The following is a 23,140-nucleotide window of genomic DNA, read 5'->3' on the forward strand; positions in this document are numbered from 1 at the left end:
CCCACCGAATCCCCGGCGAACCACCCCGGAAGCCGCGATTAGCACGCAAGCGTGAGAACACGTCGATAAACCCATTTCGCCATATTAACCGCACCAATGGTATGAACCGGGATGGTTCGGGCCCCCATACCCCCAGGCCCCACAAGAGCTGAACCGTTCCAGCACCTTTCCGGCCAACTTCGCCCCCTGGGCATGTCACCACCCCTCTCCCCTTTCCTTTTTCGAACACACGTACGAATATGAAGCATGGCCACCATTGACCGGCAGGCCACGACGCTGGCCCTCGCGCACGCCCTGTCAGCCGCCGAACGCGGACTGGCCGTGATCCCCCTGTCCCGGACGAAGCTCCCGGCTCTGCGTTCCCCCCACCGTGACGACCAGGACCCCGCCGGGCAGCCCTGCCACGGCGCGTGCGGCCGCTTCGGTCACGGTGTGTACGACGCCTCCATCGACCCGGCCCGGATCCGTGAGATGTTCGCCGCCGCGCCCTGGGCCACCGGCTACGGCATCGCCTGCGGGCTGTCCCCGTACCACCTGATCGGCATCGACCTCGACACCAAGTGCGGCACCGACTCCTCGGCCGCACTGCGCGAACTCGCCCTGCGCCACCTGTTCACGATCCCCGAGACCGTGGTCGTCCTCACCCCCAGCGGCGGCCGCCACCTGTGGCTGACCGGGCCCGCGGACATCGTCGTCCCCAACTCGGCGGGCCGGCTCGCCCCCGGCATCGACATCCGGGGTGCCGGCGGGTACCTTGTCGGGCCCGGTTCCCGCACCGAACACGGCGTGTACGGCACCGCTCCCGGTACGGCGCACCTCGCGCCCGCGCCCTGCCCACCGGCCCTGCTACGCCTGCTGCTGCCGCCGCCCCGGCCGACGCACCACACGCACACGCCGACATCGGCGGGCCGTCATGGCCAGGGCCTGGTGCAGTTCGTCCTCGGCGCCCACGAAGGGCAGCGCAACACCCGCCTCTTCTGGGCCGCCTGCCGCGCATACGAGAACGGGATCGGCCCCGCCCTCGTGGCCCCGCTGGTCGAAGCGGCCCTGAACACCGGCCTCACCGAACGCGAGGCCCGCGCGACCATCGCCTCCGCGGCCCGCATGACGGGGCACCGCCCGTGATCCCCGGCAGCGAAAGGACGGCGTCTCAAACCCTCCTGAAGCGGGTGCCGCAGGTTCGAATCCCGCCCAGGGCGCAAGCCAAAACGCCCCCGACCGACCATGGTCCGAAGTGTTTGATGTCCAGTTCCCGCATCAGCGGCGGGTCAAGTGCCTGGGCGGGGAGCTCGCAGATGTTGACGCTGAGCCAGCTCTTCGTCGTCGACGAGGGCCAGTCGCCGTAATGGTGGGGCGTTGCGGGCGCCGCCCTTGGCGATGAGCGCATCGCCGTGGGCGGCGGCGAACACCTCGTGCCCGGCCGCGTTCAGCTTCTTCACGACCTGCGACCCGATCAGGCCGGTACCGCCGATGACGGCGAACTTCATCGGCGCTCTCTCGTCCCGCACCGATGGGTCATACGTCCAGATTGCGACGGTGCAGTGCGCGGCGCACGCGGCAGGCCCGACAGCCATCCGTGCCCGAGCGGGCGGGAAGCCACGAGGAACCACGGTGACGATCGGGCACCGGGCAACAGCACGACCCCTGACCATTTCACCTGGTCAGGGGCCGTTCACGTGCGCGGTGGGTGTGGGATTTGAACCCACGGTGACATCGCTGCCACGACGGTTTTCAAGACCGTTCCCTTAGGCCGCTCGGGCAACCCACCTCGGCCCCGTCCCACCTGGGGCGGAGCGGGTACAGACTACCGGCCTCACGCGTTGCGCGGGGGTCGTGGTCCACGCGAGGTCCACTGGCTGTCTTCCCCAGCGCCGACTCGCAGCGTGCGCAGGACTTCAGGCCCCGCCCGGCTGAGATCCGCGTGGGCGAGGAACCACCCCCGACCGGCAGCGCACTACAAATGCCCCTGTCTCATCTTCTGTCTCATTCGCCTGAGACGAGTAGACGCAGGTGAACGGCCTTGGACGGACCTACGATCAAGGCCAACAGACGTGGAAGGCGAGTTGTGAGGGAGACTCTGGTCCACGCGTTGCCGTGATCGGCGGCGCGGGGACACGACCAACGGGTCCCCGCGCGCATGGGGGCCTGTCAGCTGCTGTCGCCCACGCGGGAGCCGAGGGTCAGGTCGACCGTGTGGTCCTTGCCGTCGCGTGTGTAGGTGATCGTGACCTTGTCGCCGGGCTTGTGGGTCCAGATCTCGCCGATGAGGGTGGGCCCGGAGTCGATCACCATGTCGTCGAGCTTGGTGATCACGTCACCCGGCTTGAGGCCGGCCTTGTCGGCCGGGCCGCCCGACTCGACGGCGGCGGCACCGCCGACGCCCTGGTCGGTGATCTTCGCGCCGCCGCCGGAGTCCTCCAGGGAGACGGACGCGCCGATCTTCGCGTAGACCGGCTTGCCGGACTTGATCAGCTGCTGGGCGACGTACTTGGCCTGGTTGATCGGAATGGCGAAGCCGAGGCCGATCGAGCCGGACTGGCCGGAGCCACCGAAGCCGCCGTTGCTCGTGGACTGGATCGCGGAGTTGATGCCGATCACCGCGCCGCGTGCGTCGAGGAGCGGGCCGCCGGAGTTGCCCGGGTTGATCGATGCGTCCGTCTGCAGGGCGCTCATGTAGGACGCCTTGCTCTCGGAGCTGCCGTCGCTGGAGGCGACGGGGCGGTTCTTGGCGCTGATGATGCCCGTCGTCACCGTGTTCGACAGGCCGAAGGGGGCGCCAATGGCGATCGTCTCGTCGCCGACGGCCACCTTGTCGGAGTCGCCGAGGGCCAGCGGCTTGAGATCGGAGGGCGCGTTCTTGAGCTTGATGACGGCGACGTCGTAGCCCTGGGCGCGGCCCACGACCTCGGCGTCGTACTTCCTGCCGTTGGGGAAGGTCGCGGTGAGCTTGCCGCCGTCGACGGCTTCGGCCACCACGTGGTTGTTGGTGACGATGTGCCCCTGGGTGTCGAACACGAAGCCGGTGCCGGTGCCGCCCTGGCCGTTGGTGCTCTCGGCCTGGATGGTGACCGTGCTCGGCACGGCCCTGGCGGCCACGCCCGCGATCGAGTTCGGATCCCGCTTGACCTGGGAGGCGCCGGTGTCGGATGCGGCGACCGTGGTGGAGCCGGTGTCGTCGTTGTTCTTGGCCAGTGTGTAGCCGAGGCCGCCGCCCAGGCCGCCGGCCACCAGCGCGGCCACCAGGACCGCGGCGACCAGTCCGCCGCGCCGGCCACCGGGCTTCGGCGCGGGCTGGGCGTAGGGGCTGCCCCAGCCGGAACCGGAACCGGCGCCGCCGTCGGCATAGGTGGGGGTCGGAGGGGGCGGGGGCGGCCAGGAGCCCTCGGCAGGCATGCCGTGACCCTGCGGTCCGGGCGCGCCCACGCCCTCGGGGGCGCCCGCCGACGCGTGGGCGGACGGCGGGCCGGGCTGCGCCACGTCGTACGCCGTCGCCCCGGGGGCGTGCGGGGGCACGCTGGGCGGCGGAGGTGTGGGGGCTCCGCCCTGCGGGGCGGACTCCGGCGGGGAAGCAGCGGGAGAGGCCACCGGCACGGGGGGTGCAGACGGGGCCGGAGGTACCGCGGTGCCCTCGTTCTCGGTGCTCACAGCTCTTCTCCTCGATCCACGGCTGTTGTTGTCGGTCGCACTCGGTCACGCTCGTTCACGCTTGCCGGGCGACCCGGCGTGTTCCAGCTGTGCATGTGCATGTGTATGTCTTCAGCTTTTCCCACGGGCCGTCAGAGCACCATAAGCGGTGGCTGTGGGTCCAGGGTCATTCTTTATATAGGTCATCTCACATGAAACGGACACATTATCGACGGCCGTTCGCAGTCACGCGTGCCCCGGTGCGGTGGCACCATGACGCGGTGACCCACGCACGCACGCACCACATCCAAGTCGTCGCCCATCGCGGCGCCTCCGAGGACGCACCCGAGCACACCCTGGCCGCCTACAAGAAGGCGATCGAGGACGGCGCGGACGCCCTGGAGTGCGACGTACGCCTGACCGCGGACGGCCATCTCGTCTGCGTCCACGACCGTCGCGTCAACCGTACGTCCAACGGCCGCGGAGCGGTGTCCGCCCTCGAGCTCGCCGACCTCGCCACGCTGGATTTCGGCTCCTGGAAGACCCGCGCGTCCTGGCGGGGCCGGGACGAGGAGCCGGACTGGGAGGTGCGCCCCGAGGACCCCGAGGACACCTCCGTGCTCACCCTGGAGCGCCTGCTCGAACTCGTGGCCGACGCCGGACGCCGGGTGGAGCTGGCCATCGAGACCAAGCACCCCACCCGCTGGGCGGGCCAGGTCGAAGAGCGGCTGCTGATGCTCCTGAAACGGTTCGGCCTGGATGCCCCGGCCTCCCCCGCCGCGTCGCCGGTGCGGGTCATGAGCTTCTCCGCGCGCTCCCTGCACCGGGTGCGGGCGGCCTCGCCGACGCTGCCGACCGTCTACCTGATGCAGTTCGTCTCGCCCCGGCTGCGCGACGGACGACTGCCGGCGGGCGTCCGGATCGCGGGCCCCTCGATCCGGATCGTGCGCAACCACCCGGCGTACGTCGAGCGGCTGAAGAAGGCCGGACACCAGGTGCACGTGTGGACCGTGAACGAGCCCGAGGACGTCGATCTCTGCCTCGACCTGGGCATCGACGCCATCATCACCAACCGCCCGCGCGCGGTTCTGCATCAGCTCGGCCGCTGATCGGTCGCAGCCCTTGACCGGGGCGTCCGACTGCAGCATCCTCCGGTTCCGGGCCACACCGCAGAAATCCAGCCACACGATGGCAGGGAGTGCTCCGGCGCGTTCGGTGCGTGTTCGATCGTTGCGAATGCGTCGCCGGACAGGGATTGGCCGGTTTCCGGTACAGGCCAATGGGGCATCCACACCGTGGCGTGGGGCAAAGGAGGTCTCGGGGGTGGCGTTGGTGGTGGCACAGGAGGTGCCCACGTCGTCGAGCATGGCCGTACCCCATGGCCCTGCGGGCGTGGGGGCAGCAAGACACCGGATGCGTGATCAGTTGCGCAGCGGTGGCGTGGCGGAACCGGTCATCGACGATGCCGTACTGATCCTTTCCGAACTCCTGAGCAATGCGTGCAAACACGGTCGCCCCCTGGGCGGTGCTCTTTCGGGCGACGGCGACGTCCGGGCCGCGTGGCGGGTGGACGCCGGCGGCCGGCTGGTCGTCGAGGTGACCGACGGCGGCGGCCCGACCCGCCCCGCCCCGGCCACTCCCTCGGTCACCGCGCACGGCGGCCGCGGGCTGAACATCGTCACCGCGCTCGCCGACGACTGGGGCGTACGGGACGACGCCCGCGGTGAGGTCACCGTGTGGGTGGTGGTCCACGACGACGTGTACGACCCTGATGCCGGGCACCGCCGCGACGATTTCGCTACGCGCGTCACCGCGCCCGCGGTGTCCGCGATCCCCGAGCTGGACTTCGCGGACGCGTTCGACGACCTGGACTGATCGCTCGGGACGACGAACCGGGCCCATGGACCGGACCGACCACCCCAGGCCCACGATCCCGGACCGACCGAGCCGGTCCAACGGATCCGAACCACCCGGCCCGGACCCACGGACCGGACCGACCACCCCGGACCGGGCCGACCACCCCGGACCCACGGACCGGACCAACCACCCCGGACCCACGACCCCGGACCGCCAGCGCGCCGACTCGCGGCCCCGGGCCTGCCGCCCCCGACCGGCAGCGCGCCGGCCGGCGATCGGCGGCGGCATCCCCCCAACAGGTAGCCGTGTTGTCCACATTCGGTGCGTTGTCCACAGCATCCCGTCGGTTCTGGCCTGACCGACTAGGCTCCCGCCCGTACGAGACGAGCCGTAACCGGGAGACACCCAGATGGCCAAGAAGCGACCCCAGACGAAGGCCAAGCGCCCGCAGCTGACGGACGGAGAGATCCCGGTCGTCGGCGCCCGCGAGCCGTGCCCCTGTGGCAGCGGCCGCCGTTACAAGGCCTGCCACGGCCGGGCCGCCGCCCACGCGGCGACCGAGCTGGTGCAGCGTCCGTTCGAGGGGCTGCCCGGCGAGTGCGACTGGGTGGCACTGCGCGAGCTGGTGCCGGCCGCCACGGTGGCGCTGACGCTCAGGGACGGCCTGCCCGAGGACGTCCCGTCGGTCACGCTGGCCACGGTGCTGCCGATGGCCTGGCCCGCGCTGCGCCGCGACGACGGCTCGGTGCTGCTCGGCCTGCAGAACGACACGGCGTCGGGCGACATCAGCCGCGACATCGCCGACACCCTGCTGCGCGCGCTGGAGGCCGAGCCCGGCACGCCCGTGCCGGGCCGCCGCGCTCCGGCCGACGGGCCGCGGCTGCAGGACCTGCTCGCCGCCGAGGACCCCTTCGAACCGGTGGTGCACACCGGCTTCGAGTTCTGGGTGCCGGACGCCGAGCAGGCGTCGCCCGAGGTGACCGCCTCCCTGGAGCGGGCCAACGCCGCGGCCATCCCGACCGTGCGCCTGCAGGGTGTGGCGGCCGCGTACTGGTGCCGGACGCCGGAGAAGAACCATCTGCGCTGGGTCATGCCGCATCCGGAGGAGCAGCTTCTGGACGCTCTCGCACGGCTGCACGCGGCGGGCCGGTCGACCCTCGGCGAGGGCACCCGCCTGGTGGGTTCCTTCCGCGCCCATGGCCTGACAGTGCCCGTGTGGGACCTGCCGACCGGGGTCGGCGCGGAGGAAGTCGAGAAGCCGGCCGTCGAGTTCGCCGAGCGCCTGGCCGCCGCACTGGCGGCGGAAACGCCGCTCACCGCGGACGAGCGGCGGGCCCGCGGAGGCCTCACCAACCGCCAGGTAACGCTCAGCTGATCCACGGCTGCGGCTGACCGACCGGTCAGCCGCACGGGCCGTGTCGAGTGGGTTGCCGCAGTCGTAACTCCCGCTCGCCGTGGGCGAGTCGGTGACCGGAATGACGACCCACGCGGTGACTGGAAAGCCGAGATCGAATTTGCGAACCGCCGATCTCTTGTTACCGTTCCAGTAGCCCGGTTGCTGGTGCATCCCCCGTCGCCAGCAACCGGGTCTTCCCATACGCGTCGACGCTCACGGCGTGCAGGCGCGCGTCAACCGTCTGTGGTCGTAGATTCGTTGCTTCCGGAACGCAGCAGGAGCGGTCCGCGGCCGTCGGGCCGGGCGAACTCCGCAACGGCGGTGTACGTGGTCGGCGCACCCCGGGTGGGCTCCCGGGGGGTCTCGCACATCCCCGGCTCGTCGCCCCCGTCCAGCAGGCAGCGCATCTGCACGGTGCGGTCGCCCGGGCCCATCAGACTCAGCGCGACTTCCAGCGCTTCGCCGGTCGCGTTGCGGTAGTAGGTGCGCGCCCAGGTCTCCTCGCCCTGCGTCAGCACGCAGGTCTGCGCCTCGATGCCGTCGGGCGAGGAGACCTCGGGACCGCAGCGGGCGGCCGTGGCCAGCCCCAGGCCGAGCAGCAGGGGGGAGCGGCTGGGCAGGGCGGACGGCACCTTGTCGTCACCGGCCCCGCGCGGCAGGGAACGCACGGCAGACCGCGCCGCGGCACGGCCCCCCTCGCTCACCGGGCCCGCGGACGCCACGGCGAGCGGCAGCACGACGGCACATGTCACGACGCCCACGAGAGCGAGCAGACGGATTCTTCGGGGATCTGGTCCGCGCGACGGCAGCCTGCTGCCGTGCCGCCCAGAATGACGCAGCATGAAGGGAAGATAACGGCCCAAGACGGGCGCCCGGTCCCGTGCGCGCCCGAAACCCCTACAACTCGGGTGCGCTCACACCCGTACGGGTGAGGGCTTCCACCACGGCGTCGACGACGGCCTCCACGTCGGGCACCCAGGGTGAGGCGGAGCCGGGCAGCGGGGCGCGTTCCCAGCGGATCACCCCGGCCCCGGTCCCGGAGGGGGGCAGGGCGAGATAGCCGCCCTCGCCGTGGAAGCGGAGGGAGCCGGGCACGAAGTCCTTGGCGTAGAGCAGCTCGCCCAGCTGCTCCAGGGAGTACGGCTTCACCAGCAGTGCCCAGCGCGAGGGCGAGGCGACGACCGGGCCGAGACGCATGCCGACGCGGTCGAGGGCTTCGAGGGCGCGGGCGGCCGCGAGGGCCGGCAGGCTCACGGCGCACGGGGCCTTGCACGCCCCGCCGCCTGCTCCGCTCGGGCGACTCGAGCAGGCGGTGCCCCCGGTGGCCAGGATGATGGGCGCGGCGGGCCGGTTGGTCCACCACCAGCGGACCATGCGGGCGTCGGTGGTGGCCGCGAGGAGACCGGGGTCGAAGGGGTGCGCCCCGGGCACCGTGCACTCCGGGTCGGGGCAGCCGCAGCGGTCCCGCCGCTGCGGATCCGTTGCCACGCCCGGGAGTACGGGCCACTGCCATTGCGTCGCGAAGGTCAGGGCCGCGCTGAGCAACTCAGGCTTCCCGTCGCTGCGCTGGGACAGGGGCCTGCGTCGCCTTCCGAGGATCTCGCGCATGAGCGCTCGTTCCTTTCCGTTGCACCGCTGGCAACACCGAGGACCACATCACACCATGTGTCGATCACTTCACTGTGCGTACCTATTGGCGCATCACACCCCTGCCTTCAGGCACGGGGAACCCCCATGGGCCGAGCGTTGTGCTGCTGCCGCGACTGCCCCGGCGTACCCAATTCATACTGCGTCCGCCAAAAGCACGGGCATGGCGTGGGGTGGCGGAGCGTGGCGTTTTGCCGTCGCGCGTTTTGCTCTCCGCCTCCACCACGGAGGATGGGGCACGGTCGTCGGTGGCTAAGACGCCCGGGTCCGTCGCCAGGTTCCGGGTGACCCCCAACCACCCCTGGCCTTCTCCGAGTACGTACCCATCACGACCGCTGTGACGCTCCGTGGAGCAAACCCAGTCGACCGCAATAAGGCCTTACCCGAGGCAGTTTTAAGCCAACTTTGCTCATCCGCAAGGGTGCGGGAGCAAGAACCAGGGAGGCGTTCTGACACCAGGAATCCCGGCAGGACAATGCTGGACATCCCCTTACGAGTGCGTGTACATGTGGAGACACTGCCGGTGGCGCAGAAGACATGGGGGTTTGCGATGCTTTTGAGCAGTACGCACCGGTCGGAAAGCCGGACAACATGAATGCCCCTCACCCTCCGAAAGTGGCTGGAATCGATTCAACGGTTCCCGCACCAGCACACACTGTCGCGCCCGTGTCCGCCGCCCCGGGTACCTCTCCGGTCGACCCCCCGCACAGCGCGGACCCTCCCCACAGCCCTTACGCGGCCGGGGCCATGATCCAGGACCGGCTCGCGGGCTGGGTCTCGGACCTGACGACTCTGCACGAACTGACCGAGCGGCTGGCCCGTACGGACGGACTCGACGCCGCCCTGAAGGAGCTGCTGCGCGCCGGTGCCGCCCTCGTGGGCGCCCGGCGCGGTCTCGCCGTCCTGGAACCGGACGACGGCCTGGGCCCGGCCACCACCATCGGTCTGGGACTGGCCCGGGCCGATCTCGGCCACATGGAGACCGTGCCGCGCAGCGCGATGCCGTACGGCGCGCTCCTCGACACGGCGGCCGGGCTGCCGGGCGGCGCGGGCGAGGTCGTGCACTCCGACCTGTTCACCGAGGACGGTCTGCACCCGCGCCACCGCGAGGTGGCCGCCCGCCTCGGCTACGCAGCGAGCTACGCGCTGCCCCTGTCCACCGAGAGCGCCGGCCGGCTCGGCGCCGCGGTGTGGCTCTACGACGAACCGGCCGCGCCGACCGACCGCCGGCGCCACCTCGCCGGGCTGTACGTCCGCTACGCCACGGAGCACCTGGCACGGCTCCTCGACGTCGAGCGCACGCGCGCGTGCATGGCGACGATCGCCGAGGGGCTGCTGCCCTCGCGGCTGCCCCGCGTGCCCGGCGTGCAGCTCGCCGCCCGGCACCGCAGCGGGCCGCGCGGGGGCGGCGACTGGTACGACGCGCTGCCGCTGCCCGACGCCGCGGTCGGCCTCGCGGTCGGCTCGGTCACCGGTTCCGGGCCCTGCGCCGTCGCCGCGATGGGCCGGCTGCGGGCCTCGCTGCGCGCGTACGCCGTGATGGAGGGCGAGGACCCGGTCGCCGTCCTGTCCGACCTCGAACTGCTGCTGCGCCTGACCGAGCCCGCCCGCTGCGCCACCGCCCTGTTCGCCTACTGCGAGCCCGTGCTGCGCAGGGTCACGCTGGCGGGTGCCGGACACAGCCCGCCCCTGCTGGTCGGCGAGCGGCGCACGGAGTTCGTGGAGACGTCCGTGTCCGCACCCCTGGGCATGCTGTCCTGCTGGGAGGCGCCGAGCGTGGAGTTCCAGGCGGAGGCGGGTGAAACGGTGCTGCTCTACACCGACGGGCTGCTGCACCGCACCGGCGACTCCGTGGACCGGGCCTTCGCCCGCTTGCACGCCGCGGCCGCGAGCGTCCCGCGCACCCTGCGCCGTGACCCCGGGGCCGTCGCCGACCACGTCCTGCGCACGGTGCTGCCCGACGGCCTGGACGCGACGAACGGAGCGGAGGACGTCGCGCTGGTCGCGGCTCGTTTCGACTAGCTCTTCGACTAGCTCTTCGACCAGGTCTTCGACCAGCCCTTCGAGTAGCTCTCCGAGTAGCTCTCCGAGTAGTTCCCGGGCGGCTCCCCGGCAACGTCCTGTACGGCTCTGGGCCCTCTTCCGTGCGACCGTACGATGGACGGTGGTCCAGTGCCGTATCGAGGAGGATGACCGTGGCGGAAGAGCTCCCGGAGACCCCGGAGACCCCCGAGGCCGCTGAAGACGAGCCCACCAAGCAGCGCAAGAACGGCCTGTACCCGGGCGTGTCCGACGAGCTCGCCGAGAACATGAAGTCCGGCTGGGCCGACACGGAGCTGCGCGACGTCAGGCCCGTCGAGCAGGCCGGCCACACCGCGCGCCGCCGCGCCGCGCTGTCCGCGCGCTTCCCGGGCGAGCGTCTGGTGATCCCGGCGGGCAGCCTGAAGACCCGCTCGAACGACACCGAGTACCCCTTCCGGTCCTCCGTCGAGTACGCCTACCTCACCGGCAACCAGACCGAGGACGGTGTCCTGGTCCTGGAGCCCACCACCGCCCCGGACGGGACCGCCGGCCACCAGGAGACGATCTACCTCCTGCCCCGCTCCGACCGGGAGAACGGCGAGTTCTGGCTCTCCGGCCACGGCGAGCTGTGGGTCGGCCGCCGCCACTCCCTCGCCGAGGCCGAGCAGCTGTACGGCATCCCCGCCTCGGACGTGCGCGAGCTGCCCGACGGGCTGCGCGAGGCCACCGGCCCGGTCCGTGTCGTGCGCGGCTACGACGCCGCCGTCGAGGCGGCACTGACCGACAAGGTCACCGCCGAGCGCGACGAGGAGCTGCGCGTCTTCCTCTCGGAGATGCGGCTGGTCAAGGACGAGTTCGAGATCGGCGAGCTGCAGAAGGCCGTGGACTCGACCGTGCGTGGCTTCGAGGACGTGGTGAAGGTCCTCGACAGGGCCGAGGCGACGTCCGAGCGCTACATCGAGGGCACGTTCTTCCTCCGCGCGCGCGTGGAGGGCAACGACGTCGGCTACGGCTCCATCTGCGCGGCCGGCCCGCACGCCTGCACGCTGCACTGGGTGCGCAACGACGGCCCGGTCCGCTCCGGCGACCTGCTCCTGCTGGACGCGGGTGTGGAGACGCACACGCTGTACACCGCCGACGTCACGCGCACGCTGCCGGTCAACGGCCGCTACAGCGAGATCCAGAAGAAGATCTACGACGCCGTGTACGAGGCCCAGGAGGCCGGTATCGCGGCCGTGCAGCCGGGCGCGAAGTACCGCGACTTCCACGACGCCGCGCAGCGCGTGCTCGCCGAGAGGCTCGTCGAGTGGGGCCTGGCCGAGGGGCCGGTGGAGCGGGTGCTGGAGCTCGGCCTGCAGCGCCGCTGGACGCTGCACGGCACCGGCCACATGCTCGGCATGGACGTCCACGACTGCGCCGCCGCCCGCACCGAGACCTATGTGGAGGGCACGCTGGAGCCGGGCATGGTGCTCACCGTCGAGCCGGGCCTGTACTTCCAGGCCGACGACCTGACCGTCCCGGAGGAGTACCGCGGCATCGGCGTCCGCATCGAGGACGACATCCTCGTCACCGAGGACGGCAACCGGAACCTCAGCGCCGGGCTGCCCCGCCGCTCGGACGAGGTCGAGGAGTGGATGGCCGCGCTGAAGGGCTGACGTGACATCGAGGATGGCCGGGTACTGCTGTGGTGCCCGGCCATTCGTCTGCGGGTGGTCGGTGGCTTGAGTCGTTCGCGGGGTGGTCGGTGGCAGATCGCGTCCGCGCGGCGGAGCCGCATGATGTTGCTGCCCCGCGCCCCCGTTGGGGCGCGGTACTGACGTGGGGGGATCGTGAACGACTTCTGGTCCGGGCTCGGTATGGACCTGCATCGGGAACCGGAACCGGCGGCCGGCCGTCGGGCCGGGCTGGAGAAGGCGCTGCGGGACGCGGTGCGCGACGGGCGGCTGGCGCCCGGGACGCGGTTGCCGGCGACCCGGCGGCTCGCGGCCGAGCTCGGCATTTCGCGGGGCACCGCGAAGGCGGCGTACGACCAGCTGGTCGCCGAGGGGTATCTGACGGCACGGCAGGGCTCGGGCACCCAGGTCGCCGCGCTGACCACCGTGGCCGCGGAGCAACCGGGCGCGGCGGCACGCGCGCGTGCGCCCCGTTTCGATCTGCGGCCCGGCAGCCCGGACGTCGGGGCGTTCCCGGCGGCGGCCTGGCTGCGGGCGCTGCGCCGCGCCATCGCGACGGCGCCCTCGCTGGCCTACGACTACGGCGACCCGCGCGGCCGGATCGAGCTGCGCACCGCGCTGTCGGGCTACCTGGCCCGGGCGCGCGGGGTGACGGCGCCGCCGGAGCGGATCGTGATCACCTCCGGGTACGTGCAGGGGCTGGCGCTGCTCACCCGCGTACTGGAGGGCGGTGCCGTCGCCATGGAGGATCCCGGGCTGCCCTTCCACCGTGAGGTGGTGCGGCGCAACGGCGGGCGCGTGGTGCCGGTGCGGGTGGACGAGCGGGGCGCCTGCGCCGAGGACCTGGACGAGGAGAGAGCGGTGGTCGTCACTCCCGCGCACCAGTACCCGACCGGCGTGATCCTGCACCCCGAGCGGCGCCGTAGGCTCACCGACTGGGCACGCGCGCGTGGCGGGCTGATCGTCGAGGACGACTACGACGGGGAGTTCCGCTACGACCGCCAGCCGGTCGGCGCGCTCCAGGGCATGGCGCCCGGTCACGTGGTGTACCTGGGCACCGCCTCCAAGACCCTCGGGCCCGCGCTGCGGCTCGGCTGGATGGTGCTGCCGCCCCAGCTGGTCGACGCGGTGGCCGACGCCAAGCTGCACAGCGACCACCACACCGAGTCCATCGGCCAGTTGGCGCTCGCCGAGCTCATCGACAGCCATGCCTACGACCGGCACGTACGCGCGTGCCGGTTGCGCTACCGGCGCCGACGGGACCAGCTTCTGGACCGGCTGGGCTCCCGGCGGCCCGTGCGCGGGATCGCGGCGGGGCTGCACGCGCTGGTGGAGGTCACCGACGAGGCCGAGGTGCTGGCGCGCGCGGAGGCCGAGGGCCTGGCGGTCGGCCGTCTGGGCGATCACTGGCACGCGCCGGACGAGGGGCGGCGGCAGGGGCTGGTCGTCGGCTACGGGACGCCCCGGGAGCGGATGTATCCGGAGGCGCTGGACGTGCTGGTGAAGGTCCTCACCGCAGCGTGAAACGTTCCGCCGCGGTCCGGAGCGGGGCCCCGGTCCGTCCCGGGTCCCCGGTCCGGAACGGGCCCGTTTCCGGCCGGGTTCAGGAGTCCAGCAGGGTTCCCGGCAGGTCGAACTGCTTGGACCGGCCCGTGGTGAGGTCCACCCGGGTCACGGTCTTCTCGGCGTAGACGAGCCAGCCTGCCGAGGTGGACGTGAGGCTGAGCGACGCGGACAGCCCCTTGATGCGGGCGCGGTGCAGCTCCTTGCCGTTGGCGGCGTCGACCTCCACCAGCTCGGTGTCGTTGCCCACGGCCGCCGCGACGACCACCGAGTGGTCCGTGGCCGCCGTCGCGTCGACCCGGCCGCCGTCCACCGTGACCACGGCGCCGACGGCGGTGCGCTTGAGCGTGACCTTGATGTCGCCGGTCTTCGCCTTGGCCGGGGATCCGACGACGACCGGACGGCCGGACGGACACAGCAGGTCCTTGACCTCCAGCCCGCTCGGCGCCGGTACGGGGGTGATCTTCCCGTCGGCCAGGCCCGCGACGGAGATGGTGGTGCCGTCGCCGCCGTTCGGCGTGCTGCCCAGGCAGACCGTGTCCGAGGCCGGGTCGGAGGCCGCGAAGTCGACCGTGCCGGGAACCTTGAGTTCACGCCGGGTGGTCCAGTGGGCCGGTTCCTTCACCAGCACGGTGGACGCGGCGGCGCCGTCGGCGGACCTGGCGTCGGGCAGCCCCGCGACCTCGGCGACCAGGCTCCGGCCGGGCAGGATCCGGCGCAGCCGTTCGTCGCCCGTCAGCCCGTCCAGGGTGTGCTCGGTGCGGTTGATCTCGTACCGCCGGTCGGGCTTGCCGCCCTTGCGGGGCACGGTCAGCAGCCAGCGTCCGTCGGCGAGCCGGACGATGTGGGGGCTGATCGCGTCGGTGTCGTCGGCCTGCTGGGGCACGACGGCCAGGCTTTCCGCCCTGGCCTGGTCCGGGTTGATCCCGACGACCGTGACCAGGCCGTCGACCCTGGCGAGCGCGAAGGTGCCGGAGCCCTTCCAGTCCTTGCCCAGATCCACTCCGCCCGGCCCGGAACAGGCCGTGGTCAGCGCGAGGGCCGAGCCGAGCGCGACCAGGACGGCGGAGGCGCGGGCCGGACCGGCCGGCCGTGGACGGCGCTCGGCGCGCCCGGGTGTCGTGAGGTACGGCATGGGGGTTGACTCACCAGTCCTTCATCGCATCTGTGGGGGACAGCCTCGCCGCTCTGCGGGCCGGGACCAGCGAACCCGTCGCCACCACCAGCACCGTCAGGCCGAGGAGCAGAAGCAGGGTGCCCGCGGGCGGCAGCAGCACCCAGCCCTGGACGTAGGGCGCCAGATCCGCGCTGCCCCGCAGCAGCGCCGCGACGCCACCGCCGAGCACCGCGCCGAGCACGGTGCCGATCAGCGCGGCCACGGCCCCGACGAGGGCCATCTCCGTGACCAGCATCGCCAGCACCGACCTGGTGCGGAAACCGACCGCCTTGAGGATGCCGATCTCCTGCGCCCGCTGCCGCGACAGCGCACCGGTCACGGTGACCGCGCCGACGAAGGCGAGCACGCCGAGCACGCCGAGCAGGACCCGGCCGACCACCTTGATCATCTCCAGTACCGCGGGCAGCGCGCTGAGCTGCTGCTGCAGGGTGACCGCCGGATAGCCCAGCCGCTGCACGGACTGCGTCACGGCGGGCACGTCCGCGGCCGTCTTCGCGACCACGGTCAGCTGGTCGTAGCCGATGGTGGCGAGGTAGCTCTTCTCCGGTTCGCCGGACCGCTGCGCCGCCCACTTGATCACCGTGGCGTCGTCGGCGTACGCGGCATCCGGGTTGTCCAGCTGCCAGCTCGGGTCGTACACGCCGACCAGGCGGGCGCGGCCGCTGACCCCGGTGCCCTCGCCCTGCCGTACGAAGCGGGTGGTCTCGATGTCGACCTCCTGCCCCACCAGCTTGCTCAGGTCCGCGCCCTGGGACGCGGCCGGGGCCACGATCTCGCCCGGGCGCAGCGGGAAGAGGTTCTTGCGCACGGCCTTGGTGACCGGCGGGGTCAGCGCCGGGCGGTACGTCGTCGCGTACAGCAGCACCGTGTCACCCGCCTTGGTCATGACGCCGAACGACACCTGCGCCCGGTGCTGCACCGACTCCACATGGGGCAGCCTGGCCAGTCGGGCAGCGGTACGGTCCGTCAGCTGCGGGGTGTCGGGACGCCCGTCGGGCTTGTCGACGGTGATGCTGCGATTGGCACTGCTCTCCTTGACGCCCGTGTCGGTGGCGCCCTGCGCGCGGTCGGCGATGCCCAGCGCGCCGAGGCACACGGCGGCCGCGACGGAGACCAGCGCCACCAGGCCGAACAACCGGCGGCGCAGGGCGCGGACGTTGGCCAGCGCCAGAGTGAAGGGGTTCATTGCGTGCTCTCCGTCTCCGCGGCCGTCTGCGTGGTCGCGCCCGCGGAGGTGGCCGCGTCCCCGGAGCTGGCGTCCGCGGAGGTGGCGTCCGCGGAGGTGGCGTCCGCGGAGGTGGTCGCGTCCGCGGAGCTGAACGCGCCCTTCTCCAGGCGGTGCACGACGTCCGCGGCGTCCGACACGGCCGGGTTGTGCGTCACGAGCAGCACCGCCCGGCCCTCGCCGGCGAGTTCGCGGAACAGTCCGAGCAGCACCTCCTCGCTGTCGGTGTCGAGGTTCCCGGTCGGTTCGTCGGCCAGCACCACGGGCGGGTCGTTGACCAGCGCGCGGGCCAGCGCCACTCGCTGCTGCTCGCCGCCCGACAGTTCGCCCGGCAGATGGTCGGCGCGGTCCGCCAGACCGACCCGCTCCAGCAGGCCGCGGGCGCGTTCCTCGCCTTCCCCGCGGCGACCGGTGAACGGCAGGACGACATTGCGCAGTGCCGAGTGCTGGGGCAGCAGGTTGTACGACTGGAACACGAACCCGAGCCGGCTGCGGCGCAGGTCCGCCAACGCACCGTCCGAGAGGCCCGAGGTGTCGACGGGGCCCGTGCCGTCGGTGCCCTCCAGGAGCACCCGGCCGCTGTCGGGCGGGGTCAGCAGCCCGAGGATGTGCAGCAGGGTGGTCTTCCCGGAGCCCGAGTGGCCGACCAGGGCGGTGACCTCGCCTCCTCGCACGGCGAGGTCCACGCCGTGCAGGACGTCGACTCTCCTCCCCCGCAGGGTGTAGGACTTGCCCACACCCTCGGCCCTCAGCAATGCGCTCACCGAACTGTCGCTCACTTTCTCTTCTTCGGGGTACGGGCCGGCAACCATCCCATGGCGCCGTGCAGTTGACGGTCCAGCGACCACACACCCCAGGTCGTCTTCAGGTCGCAGGCGGTGTCGCCGCCGCCGACCTGGTACAGGTCGGGCAGCCCGGGGCAGCCCCGGTACGGTGTGACACCGCGCCCGAGTGCGTCGCGCAACGCCGGGTCCAGGGCTCCGCCGAGGAGCGAGTAGGCCCGTACGACCAGCGTGTAGGGGTAGACGGAGGTGAACCGGCCCGGGTTCTGGGCCCACTGCCTCAGGGCGGCGGCGGTGATCCAGGACGGGACGGCGTCTCGGTGGCCGCTGTCGGCGAGCCCCACGGTGACGGTGGCGGCCGCGGCCACCCGGTCCGGGGTGTCCAGGCTCCAGGTGCCGGTCTTCGGCGTACCGGTCGGCACGCCGGCGTCGGCGCAGTTGAGAGTCGTGCGCTGCCACTGTGTGGCGTTGGCCTCGGTCACGGTGGCGGGCAGCAGCCGCGGGTCGGCGCACAGCTGCCGGGCCGCTGCGCTGGTGTCTGCGCCCGTGGTGACCCTGCGCAGGGCGGCCCGGTTCAGGCGCTCGGCGCCCTCCTGGCTGACGTCACCGGAGTGCTCCTCGCGGTCCAGCGCGGCCAGCAGTCCGGGGTCCTCCTGCGACCAGCCGGCCAGCGTCCGCAGCCGTTGCACGAACAGGGAGGCGTCCGGGTTGCCGAGGTAGGCGTCCGGGTCCCGTACCGTCCCGTCGTCGAGCCGCTCGCCCTCGAGCCTCTTCAGCACCGGCGCGAACACCCTCTTCGGCGAGCCGGCCGCCTTGAGCGCGTGGACCAGTTCGTAGAGCTGTTCGTAGGGAAGCGTCGCCGCGCCGTCCCGGAGCACCGGTTCCCACACCTCGCGGTGCACGGCGGGCCGTCTGCCCGCCGCCTCCTGGATCAGCACATAGCTGTAGGTGTCGGCGAGGCGGGTCGCCCGGGCGTCGGGGGTGAGGCCGGCGAAGTCGTCCGTGCGTGGTGCCGGGATCCGGGTGAGGGCGGCGGGGACGGGCTGCTTCAGCAACTGCAGCGAGCGGGCCAGGGCGCTGCTCTGGTCGAGCGGGCGGGGCGCGCCGGCCAGGGAACGCAGCCAGGTGACGGTGCCGGAGCGGTCCGCGGCCGGGACGTCGTCCAGGCGCCCGAGCGCGTCGAGCACTTCGAGGGCGGCCCAGGTCGCTCCCAGGCGGGCCGCCACGCCGTCGTCGCCCAGAGCGGAGTCGACGTACCAACCGCCCTTGGCCCGGGACCTGTTCACGTCCGTGACATCGGCGTCGCCCAGTGCCTCGTCGGCGCCGGCCCGGCGCAGCGGGATCAGCCAGTCGCGGCCCCATAGCGAGGAGGCCCCGAGCGCGTCCTGGCGAAGGGACCGCGCCTGGGCGGAGTCGATGCTGGTCCTGGGGTCGCGGCCCAGCTCGGACAGGGTCCGCAGGGCGAAGGACTGTTCCCGCGGGCCCGCGGGCTGCAGGCGCAGGAACGGGTGGTAGTAGTAGCCGTTCTGCTTGCTGACCAGAAGGTCGAACTGCCGGGCGGCGGCCGGTTCACGGCCTCCGGAGTCCGCGGAACCGGATGTGCATGACGTCATGAGAGCGGCACACACGGCCGCCCCGACGAACCGCGACGCACGTTTTGCGCCAATCGTCGCCGCACCGAACTTCACCGAACGCCCCCGTGCGTCGTTTTCCAAGGCCCGGAAACCAACCCGCGAAAAGGTGCCACACCGCCGGGCCCTGACGGTGTGACACCTTCATCGGAATCGGATCAGGCGGCGCCCGCGTAGGCGCACTTCTCGCTGACCTTGATCGAGTTCGTCACCTGCGCCGAACCACAGCTCCTGGTCGACACATAGGTCGTGGCACCACCCGGGCGCATCTGGCCCCAGGTGTCGGAGATGTTGGCGTTGGTGTTCTTCCAGCGCACCTCACCCAGGGACCGGCTCTTCATGGTGAGCGTGGCCTCGGGGTTCTTGGAGATCTTGATGGAGACGCTGACGCCGTGCGCCTGCAGTTCGGCGCGGTTCTGGATCCACTTCGCCTTGCGCGGGTTGCTGCCCGACATCTTCGTGGACGCCTTCCAGTCGCAGGCGGTCACGTAGAAGCCGCAGTGCCAGGCGTTGATCGAGATCTTGTTGCCGCCCGGCAGACCCACCGTGGTGGAGGCCGAGGTGGCCTGGGCCGGAGAGGCCGTCAGCACGAGTGCCCCGGCCGCGAACGCGGCGGCAGCCCCGGACATCAGGCGCATACGTATGCCCTTGGTCATTCAGTTGTCTCCCCGTGAAATACCGAAAGCGGTTTCCGGATCAGGAAACCGTCAGCCCGCCGCACCCGGATCGACGGGCGGGGCGTGCGGATCCCATTCCTACAACGGGAGTTGATCATGGCGCAAAATATCCCCCGCATAGGCAGGAGTGCTGTTCATCACGGTGGGGAGAGAGAACCGAAGACGCGGAAACGGCGTCGTAGACCGGGCTCTAAACCGCCATCAGCGGCGCGCCCTTGCGCCACTTCAGGATCTTGTCGAAGCTCACCACCGCACCGCCCCGGCCCGGCTTGTTGCCGATCTGGACGTGGTCGGCAAGCTCCTGGATGAGGCACAGACCGCGGCCGTGCTCGGCCTCGACGTGCGCGGCGCGGATCGGGCCGCGGTGGCCGCCCGGCGGAAATCCGGGGCCCGCGTCGGCCACCTCGATGCGGCACTTCTCCCCGTCGAGGTACGCGGTGACGCGGTAGGCCTCCGACGAACCGCCGTCCCCGCCGTGCTCAACGGCGTTGGCGCAGGCCTCGCTCAGGGCGACGGACAGGTCGAACGAGATCTCGGGATCGACGCCCGCGGTCTCCATCGTGCCGAGAAGCAGTCGCCGGGCGAGCGGCACGCTCGCAGCCTCCCGCCGCAGATGGAGTGACCACCAGATGCTCATGCTCCAGCCTCCTGGCTGCGGCTCGACATACCGTTACGTATTGCCCCAGGGGCCCTGCGGTAAGCACTGAGTTGACGGACCACCGCCCGATCGGCGGATGCGGTCGAAACAGAATCGGTGTATGTGGGCAGATGTCGGACTTTCAGGGACAGGCGACGCCTTCCGGTCGTACGGCATCTTGCGGGCCTGCCGCACGGCGCGCGCGGGCCAGTGGGATGATGAGGCCGCCATGACTGCCCCCCAGCCGCGCACGGCGCGCTCCGGAAGCGACATCCGGATCCTGCGGGCCACGGTGTTCGCCGCGGTCTGCGTCGTGCTGGCCGCGGCCGGTCACACGCTGGCCTCCTGCGCCACGGTCCCCCTGTGGACGCTGGGCGCCGGATTCCTCGGGGCGCTGGCCGTGGTCGTGCCGCTCGCCGGACGCGAGCGCTCGCTGCCGGGCATCGCGGCGCTGCTCGCGGTCGGCCAGACCGTGCTGCACACGCTGTTCGGCCTGGGCCAGTACGGCACGGCCGCCATGACCTCCGGTGCGATGCCGATGCGCTCGCCGGGCGCCATGAGCTCGATGCCCGGCATGGGTTCCATGGCCGCCACGAGCGACGCCGCACTCGTCGAACGGGCCGCCCGGCTCCTGTGCGGCGCCACGGCGGCGTCGATCAGCCCCGCCAAGGCCCACCGGATCCTCCTCGACGCGCGGATCGACGACACGCGGATCCACTACGGCACGGGCAGCGGCGTGAGTGCCGCACACCACCCGGCGGACGCGCTGTCGAGCGCCGGGGCCCTGGCCTCGCTGCTGCCGTCCCTGCCCATGCTGCTCGGCCATGTCCTCGCCGCGGTCGCGGCGGGCTGGCTGCTGCGCCGCGGCGACCTGGCCCTGCTGCGGCTGATCGAGCTGTCGGCGCACGGAGTCGCCGAGGGGGCGCCCCTCCGGTCACTGCGCGGGGCGCTCGCGCTGGTGCGTGCCCTGCGCGCCGGGCTGCCGGCCGCGCCCCAGGCGGGCCCGCGCTTCCGGCGCACCGCCCACTTCACCTTCCCTGCGCCCCTCACCACCGCACTCCAGCACACGGTGATCCGGCGCGGCCCGCCGGCCGCTCTCGCCCTCGCTGCCTGACGCGACGCGACCCCCACCACCGAGCGGAGTTCCGCCGGAGGGAGCGGCCGCCGTCGTGCGGCACGCGCGCGTGCCCTTCTCCCGGAAGTCCGCTGTCGGACGCCCCGGCGCACGCGCATTCCCTCACCACCGGAACTCACTCGAAGTGGAGTGCTCCCTGCCATGAAGGCTTCTCGTCTCGCCGTCGCCGGTGCCGTCGCGGGCTCGGCCGTCCTCGCCCTGTCCGTCCCCGCGTTCGCGCACGTCACCGTGCAGCCGGAGACCACGCCCGCCAAGGGCGGCTACACGGTCGTCGACTTCAAGGTCCCCAACGAGCGCGACAACGCCTCCACCACCAAGGTCGAGGTCGACTTCCCCACCGACCACCCGCTGGCCTCGGTGATGCCCCAGCCGATGGACGGCTGGAAGATCGACATCACCAAGTCGAAGCCGGCCAAGCCCCTGAAAATGCACGGCAGGAAAATCTCCGAGGCCGTCACCCGGGTCACCTGGACCGCCGTCGGCAAGGGCATCGAACCCGGCTACTTCCAGAAGTTCCCGGTCTCCGTCGGCGCGCTGCCCGAGGACACCGACCAGCTCACCTTCAAGGCGCTGCAGACGTACTCCAACAACGAGGTCGTGCGCTGGATCGAGGTGCCGCAGAAGGGCCGGGCCGAGCCCGACAACCCCGCGCCGGTCCTGGAGCTGGCCGCCGCCTCGGGCGACGGCCACCACGGCACGGCCGCCAAGGACGCCGCCGGCGACACCACGGCCACGGCCCAGGACACCGCCGCCGACGCGTCGAAGAACGACACCGACACCACCGCCCGCGTCCTCGGCGTCGTCGGCATCCTCGTCGGCGTGGCGGGCGTGGCGTACGGCGTGCTCGCCGGGCGCCGACGCACCACCGCCTGAATCCGGCCCACCCGTCACGCGCACCGGGGTCGTGCGACTCTTGCATACGACCCCGGTGCGCGCCGGAGTTCTCACATCTGGGACATTTTTCTATGCGCAAGAAGACGTTCGCCGCGGCCGCGCTGCTCGCCGCCGCCACCCTGACCCTCTCCGCCTGCGGCAGCGGCGACACCGGCAAGGACCCCGTCGCCGTCGTCTCCGAGGACACCTCGCACAAGGCCGCGACCGTCCTCGACAAGCCGTTCGAGAAGCCGGATCTGGTGCTCACCGACACGCACGGCAAGAAGTACGACCTCCGCAAGGAGACCGCGGGCCGGCCGACGCTGATCTACTTCGGCTACACCCACTGCCCCGACGTCTGCCCGACCACCATGAGCAACATCGCGGTGGCCAAGAAGGCACTGCCCAAGGCCGAGCAGGAAAGGCTGCGCGTCGTGTTCGTCACCACCGACCCGGCGCGTGACACACCCGCCGAACTCGGCAAGTGGCTGGGCGGCATCGACCCGCAGTTCGTCGGCCTGACCGGCGACTTCCCCACCATCCAGGCCGGCGCCCGCACCCTCGGCATCTCCATCGAGCCGACGACGAAGGACAAGAACGGCAAGCCCGTCTCGGTGCACGGCACCCAGGTCGTCGCCTTCTCGCCCAGGACCGACGGCGGCTACCTCCTCTACGGCGAGGACGCCACCGTCGACGACTACACCAAGGGCCTCCCCAGGATCGTCAAGGGGGAGAACCCGTGAGGCGCCCCGCACCCGCGGCGACGGCGATATCCGCGGCCCTGGCCGGCACCGCCCTCCTGACGGGCTGCGGCGGCCCGGCATCCGGTTCCGGCAGCACCAGGGCCGAGCTGGCCGTCAGCTCCGCGTACATGCCCCAGCCCGTCTCGGACACCATGGCGGCCGGCTTCCTGACCATCGCGAACAAGGGGGGCGCGAACGACGAGCTGACCTCGGTCAGCAGCGACATCGCGGGCGACGTCACCGCGCACGAGACCGTCGGGGGGACCATGCGGGAGGCCGACCGCCTCGTCGTCCCGGCACATGGTCGACTCGTGTTCAAAAGCGGCGGCAACCATCTGATGTTCGACAAGCTGAAGCGCAGCCCGAAACAGGGCCAGACGGTCACCGTCGATCTGCACTTCGCCAAATCCGGTGACCTCAGGGTCGAGATGCCGGTGGAGCCGGCCACGTACAACCCTGTGACCGGCCACTGAGGAAG

Annotated in this window: 20 protein-coding genes, 1 tRNA gene and 1 pseudogene; 11 read left to right on the forward strand and 11 right to left on the reverse strand. The window is 71.9% G+C overall.

What is annotated here, in order from left to right; all coding sequences use genetic code 11:
* Positions 1-246: 246 nt before the first annotated feature.
* Positions 247-1,125: a bifunctional DNA primase/polymerase gene (locus AB0A61_RS00145; protein WP_361283599.1), complete on the forward strand. Its 879-nt coding sequence runs from the start codon at positions 247-249 to the stop codon at positions 1,123-1,125.
* 269 nt (positions 1,126-1,394) lie between these two features.
* Here AB0A61_RS00145 and AB0A61_RS00150 read toward each other — a convergent pair.
* The 3 genes and pseudogenes from AB0A61_RS00150 to AB0A61_RS00160 all read right to left on the reverse strand — a co-directional run.
* Positions 1,395-1,487, reverse strand: a pseudogene (locus tag AB0A61_RS00150) (NAD-dependent epimerase/dehydratase family protein); the annotation flags it as partial.
* Between the two features lie 194 nt (positions 1,488-1,681).
* A tRNA-Ser gene (locus tag AB0A61_RS00155) sits at positions 1,682-1,768 on the reverse strand.
* A 380-nt stretch (positions 1,769-2,148) separates the two neighbouring features.
* On the reverse strand, positions 2,149-3,645 hold the full coding sequence (locus AB0A61_RS00160; protein WP_361283602.1) for a trypsin-like peptidase domain-containing protein: 1,497 nt from the start codon (positions 3,643-3,645) through the stop codon (positions 2,149-2,151).
* Between the two features lie 260 nt (positions 3,646-3,905).
* Here AB0A61_RS00160 and AB0A61_RS00165 point away from each other — a divergent pair, with 260 nt between their 5' ends.
* The 3 genes from AB0A61_RS00165 (at position 3,906) to AB0A61_RS00175 (ending at position 6,856) form a co-directional block, all read left to right on the forward strand.
* Positions 3,906-4,733, forward strand: a complete 828-nt coding sequence (locus tag AB0A61_RS00165) for a glycerophosphodiester phosphodiesterase (protein WP_361283605.1) — start codon at positions 3,906-3,908, stop codon at positions 4,731-4,733.
* A gap of 127 nt (positions 4,734-4,860) precedes the next feature.
* Complete coding sequence (locus AB0A61_RS00170) at positions 4,861-5,499, forward strand: ATP-binding protein (protein WP_361284940.1); 639 nt, start codon at positions 4,861-4,863, stop codon at positions 5,497-5,499.
* A 391-nt stretch (positions 5,500-5,890) separates the two neighbouring features.
* Complete coding sequence (locus AB0A61_RS00175) at positions 5,891-6,856, forward strand: DUF5926 family protein (RefSeq protein WP_361283608.1); 966 nt, start codon at positions 5,891-5,893, stop codon at positions 6,854-6,856.
* Between the two features lie 254 nt (positions 6,857-7,110).
* On the opposite strand, the gene AB0A61_RS00180 is transcribed toward AB0A61_RS00175, so the two are convergent.
* Positions 7,111-7,629, reverse strand: coding sequence for a hypothetical protein (locus tag AB0A61_RS00180; RefSeq protein ID WP_361283611.1), 519 nt, complete (start codon positions 7,627-7,629; stop codon positions 7,111-7,113).
* 145 nt (positions 7,630-7,774) lie between these two features.
* Positions 7,775-8,485, reverse strand: a complete 711-nt coding sequence (locus AB0A61_RS00185) for a bifunctional DNA primase/polymerase (protein WP_361283614.1) — start codon at positions 8,483-8,485, stop codon at positions 7,775-7,777.
* Positions 8,486-9,115: 630 nt separating this feature from the next.
* Between AB0A61_RS00185 and AB0A61_RS00190 the strand changes: the two genes are divergently transcribed.
* The 3 genes from AB0A61_RS00190 to AB0A61_RS00200 all read left to right on the forward strand — a co-directional run bounded on the left by AB0A61_RS00190 (position 9,116) and on the right by AB0A61_RS00200 (position 13,743).
* Positions 9,116-10,546 carry a PP2C family protein-serine/threonine phosphatase gene (locus AB0A61_RS00190; protein WP_361283617.1) on the forward strand — a complete coding sequence of 477 codons (1,431 nt, stop codon included), beginning with the start codon at positions 9,116-9,118 and terminating at the stop codon, positions 10,544-10,546.
* A gap of 167 nt (positions 10,547-10,713) precedes the next feature.
* A complete protein-coding gene (locus tag AB0A61_RS00195; protein ID WP_361283620.1) occupies positions 10,714-12,201 on the forward strand; it encodes an aminopeptidase P family protein in 1,488 nt (495 codons plus the stop codon).
* A 174-nt stretch (positions 12,202-12,375) separates the two neighbouring features.
* On the forward strand, positions 12,376-13,743 hold the full coding sequence (locus AB0A61_RS00200) for a PLP-dependent aminotransferase family protein (RefSeq protein WP_361283623.1): 1,368 nt from the start codon (positions 12,376-12,378) through the stop codon (positions 13,741-13,743).
* 79 nt (positions 13,744-13,822) lie between these two features.
* On the opposite strand, the gene AB0A61_RS00205 is transcribed toward AB0A61_RS00200, so the two are convergent.
* The 6 genes from AB0A61_RS00205 to AB0A61_RS00230 all read right to left on the reverse strand — a co-directional run bounded on the left by AB0A61_RS00205 (position 13,823) and on the right by AB0A61_RS00230 (position 19,911).
* Positions 13,823-14,917, reverse strand: coding sequence for a hypothetical protein (locus AB0A61_RS00205; RefSeq protein WP_361283626.1), 1,095 nt, complete (start codon positions 14,915-14,917; stop codon positions 13,823-13,825).
* Positions 14,918-14,927: 10 nt separating this feature from the next.
* A complete protein-coding gene (locus AB0A61_RS00210) occupies positions 14,928-16,145 on the reverse strand; it encodes an ABC transporter permease (protein WP_361283629.1) in 1,218 nt (405 codons plus the stop codon).
* On the reverse strand, positions 16,142-16,948 hold the full coding sequence (locus tag AB0A61_RS00215; protein ID WP_361284943.1) for an ABC transporter ATP-binding protein: 807 nt from the start codon (positions 16,946-16,948) through the stop codon (positions 16,142-16,144). The genes AB0A61_RS00210 and AB0A61_RS00215 overlap by 4 nt, the downstream gene beginning before the upstream one ends.
* A gap of 11 nt (positions 16,949-16,959) precedes the next feature.
* The gene (locus AB0A61_RS00220) at positions 16,960-18,579 is read right to left on the reverse strand and encodes a hypothetical protein (protein ID WP_361283632.1); all 1,620 of its coding nucleotides are present in this window, start codon (positions 18,577-18,579) and stop codon (positions 16,960-16,962) included.
* Positions 18,580-18,755: 176 nt separating this feature from the next.
* The gene (locus AB0A61_RS00225; RefSeq protein WP_361283635.1) at positions 18,756-19,253 is read right to left on the reverse strand and encodes a hypothetical protein; all 498 of its coding nucleotides are present in this window, start codon (positions 19,251-19,253) and stop codon (positions 18,756-18,758) included.
* Between the two features lie 211 nt (positions 19,254-19,464).
* A complete protein-coding gene (locus AB0A61_RS00230) occupies positions 19,465-19,911 on the reverse strand; it encodes an ATP-binding protein (protein WP_361283638.1) in 447 nt (148 codons plus the stop codon).
* Positions 19,912-20,140: 229 nt separating this feature from the next.
* Here AB0A61_RS00230 and AB0A61_RS00235 point away from each other — a divergent pair, with 229 nt between their 5' ends.
* The 4 genes from AB0A61_RS00235 to AB0A61_RS00250 all read left to right on the forward strand — a co-directional run bounded on the left by AB0A61_RS00235 (position 20,141) and on the right by AB0A61_RS00250 (position 23,135).
* A complete protein-coding gene (locus AB0A61_RS00235; RefSeq protein WP_361283641.1) occupies positions 20,141-21,025 on the forward strand; it encodes a hypothetical protein in 885 nt (294 codons plus the stop codon).
* Between the two features lie 162 nt (positions 21,026-21,187).
* Positions 21,188-21,919, forward strand: a complete 732-nt coding sequence (locus AB0A61_RS00240; protein ID WP_361283644.1) for a YcnI family protein — start codon at positions 21,188-21,190, stop codon at positions 21,917-21,919.
* Positions 21,920-22,011: 92 nt separating this feature from the next.
* Positions 22,012-22,662, forward strand: coding sequence for an SCO family protein (locus AB0A61_RS00245; RefSeq protein ID WP_361283646.1), 651 nt, complete (start codon positions 22,012-22,014; stop codon positions 22,660-22,662).
* A complete protein-coding gene (locus tag AB0A61_RS00250) occupies positions 22,659-23,135 on the forward strand; it encodes a copper chaperone PCu(A)C (protein ID WP_361283649.1) in 477 nt (158 codons plus the stop codon). The genes AB0A61_RS00245 and AB0A61_RS00250 overlap by 4 nt, the downstream gene beginning before the upstream one ends.
* The last annotated feature ends 5 nt before the right edge of the window (positions 23,136-23,140 follow it).

The organism is Streptomyces sp. NPDC046197 (assembly GCF_040646295.1).
Classification (GTDB): Bacteria; Actinomycetota; Actinomycetes; order Streptomycetales; family Streptomycetaceae; genus Streptomyces.

What these genes read in the sequence shown, in the direction of transcription:
- AB0A61_RS00145 (WP_361283599.1), top strand. Translation starts at nt 247, where the DNA reads ATGGCCACCATTGACCGGCAGGCCACGACGCTGGCCCTCGCGCACGCC.
- AB0A61_RS00170 (WP_361284940.1), top strand. Translation starts at nt 4,861, where the DNA reads ATGCGTCGCCGGACAGGGATTGGCCGGTTTCCGGTACAGGCCAATGGG.
- AB0A61_RS00175 (WP_361283608.1), top strand. Translation starts at nt 5,891, where the DNA reads ATGGCCAAGAAGCGACCCCAGACGAAGGCCAAGCGCCCGCAGCTGACG.
- AB0A61_RS00185 (WP_361283614.1), bottom strand. Translation starts at nt 8,485, where the DNA reads ATGCGCGAGATCCTCGGAAGGCGACGCAGGCCCCTGTCCCAGCGCAGC.
- AB0A61_RS00190 (WP_361283617.1), top strand. Translation starts at nt 9,116, where the DNA reads ATGAATGCCCCTCACCCTCCGAAAGTGGCTGGAATCGATTCAACGGTT.
- AB0A61_RS00195 (WP_361283620.1), top strand. Translation starts at nt 10,714, where the DNA reads ATGACCGTGGCGGAAGAGCTCCCGGAGACCCCGGAGACCCCCGAGGCC.
- AB0A61_RS00205 (WP_361283626.1), bottom strand. Translation starts at nt 14,917, where the DNA reads ATGCCGTACCTCACGACACCCGGGCGCGCCGAGCGCCGTCCACGGCCG.
- AB0A61_RS00210 (WP_361283629.1), bottom strand. Translation starts at nt 16,145, where the DNA reads ATGAACCCCTTCACTCTGGCGCTGGCCAACGTCCGCGCCCTGCGCCGC.
- AB0A61_RS00220 (WP_361283632.1), bottom strand. Translation starts at nt 18,579, where the DNA reads ATGACGTCATGCACATCCGGTTCCGCGGACTCCGGAGGCCGTGAACCG.
- AB0A61_RS00225 (WP_361283635.1), bottom strand. Translation starts at nt 19,253, where the DNA reads ATGACCAAGGGCATACGTATGCGCCTGATGTCCGGGGCTGCCGCCGCG.
- AB0A61_RS00230 (WP_361283638.1), bottom strand. Translation starts at nt 19,911, where the DNA reads ATGAGCATCTGGTGGTCACTCCATCTGCGGCGGGAGGCTGCGAGCGTG.
- AB0A61_RS00235 (WP_361283641.1), top strand. Translation starts at nt 20,141, where the DNA reads ATGACTGCCCCCCAGCCGCGCACGGCGCGCTCCGGAAGCGACATCCGG.
- AB0A61_RS00240 (WP_361283644.1), top strand. Translation starts at nt 21,188, where the DNA reads ATGAAGGCTTCTCGTCTCGCCGTCGCCGGTGCCGTCGCGGGCTCGGCC.
- AB0A61_RS00245 (WP_361283646.1), top strand. Translation starts at nt 22,012, where the DNA reads ATGCGCAAGAAGACGTTCGCCGCGGCCGCGCTGCTCGCCGCCGCCACC.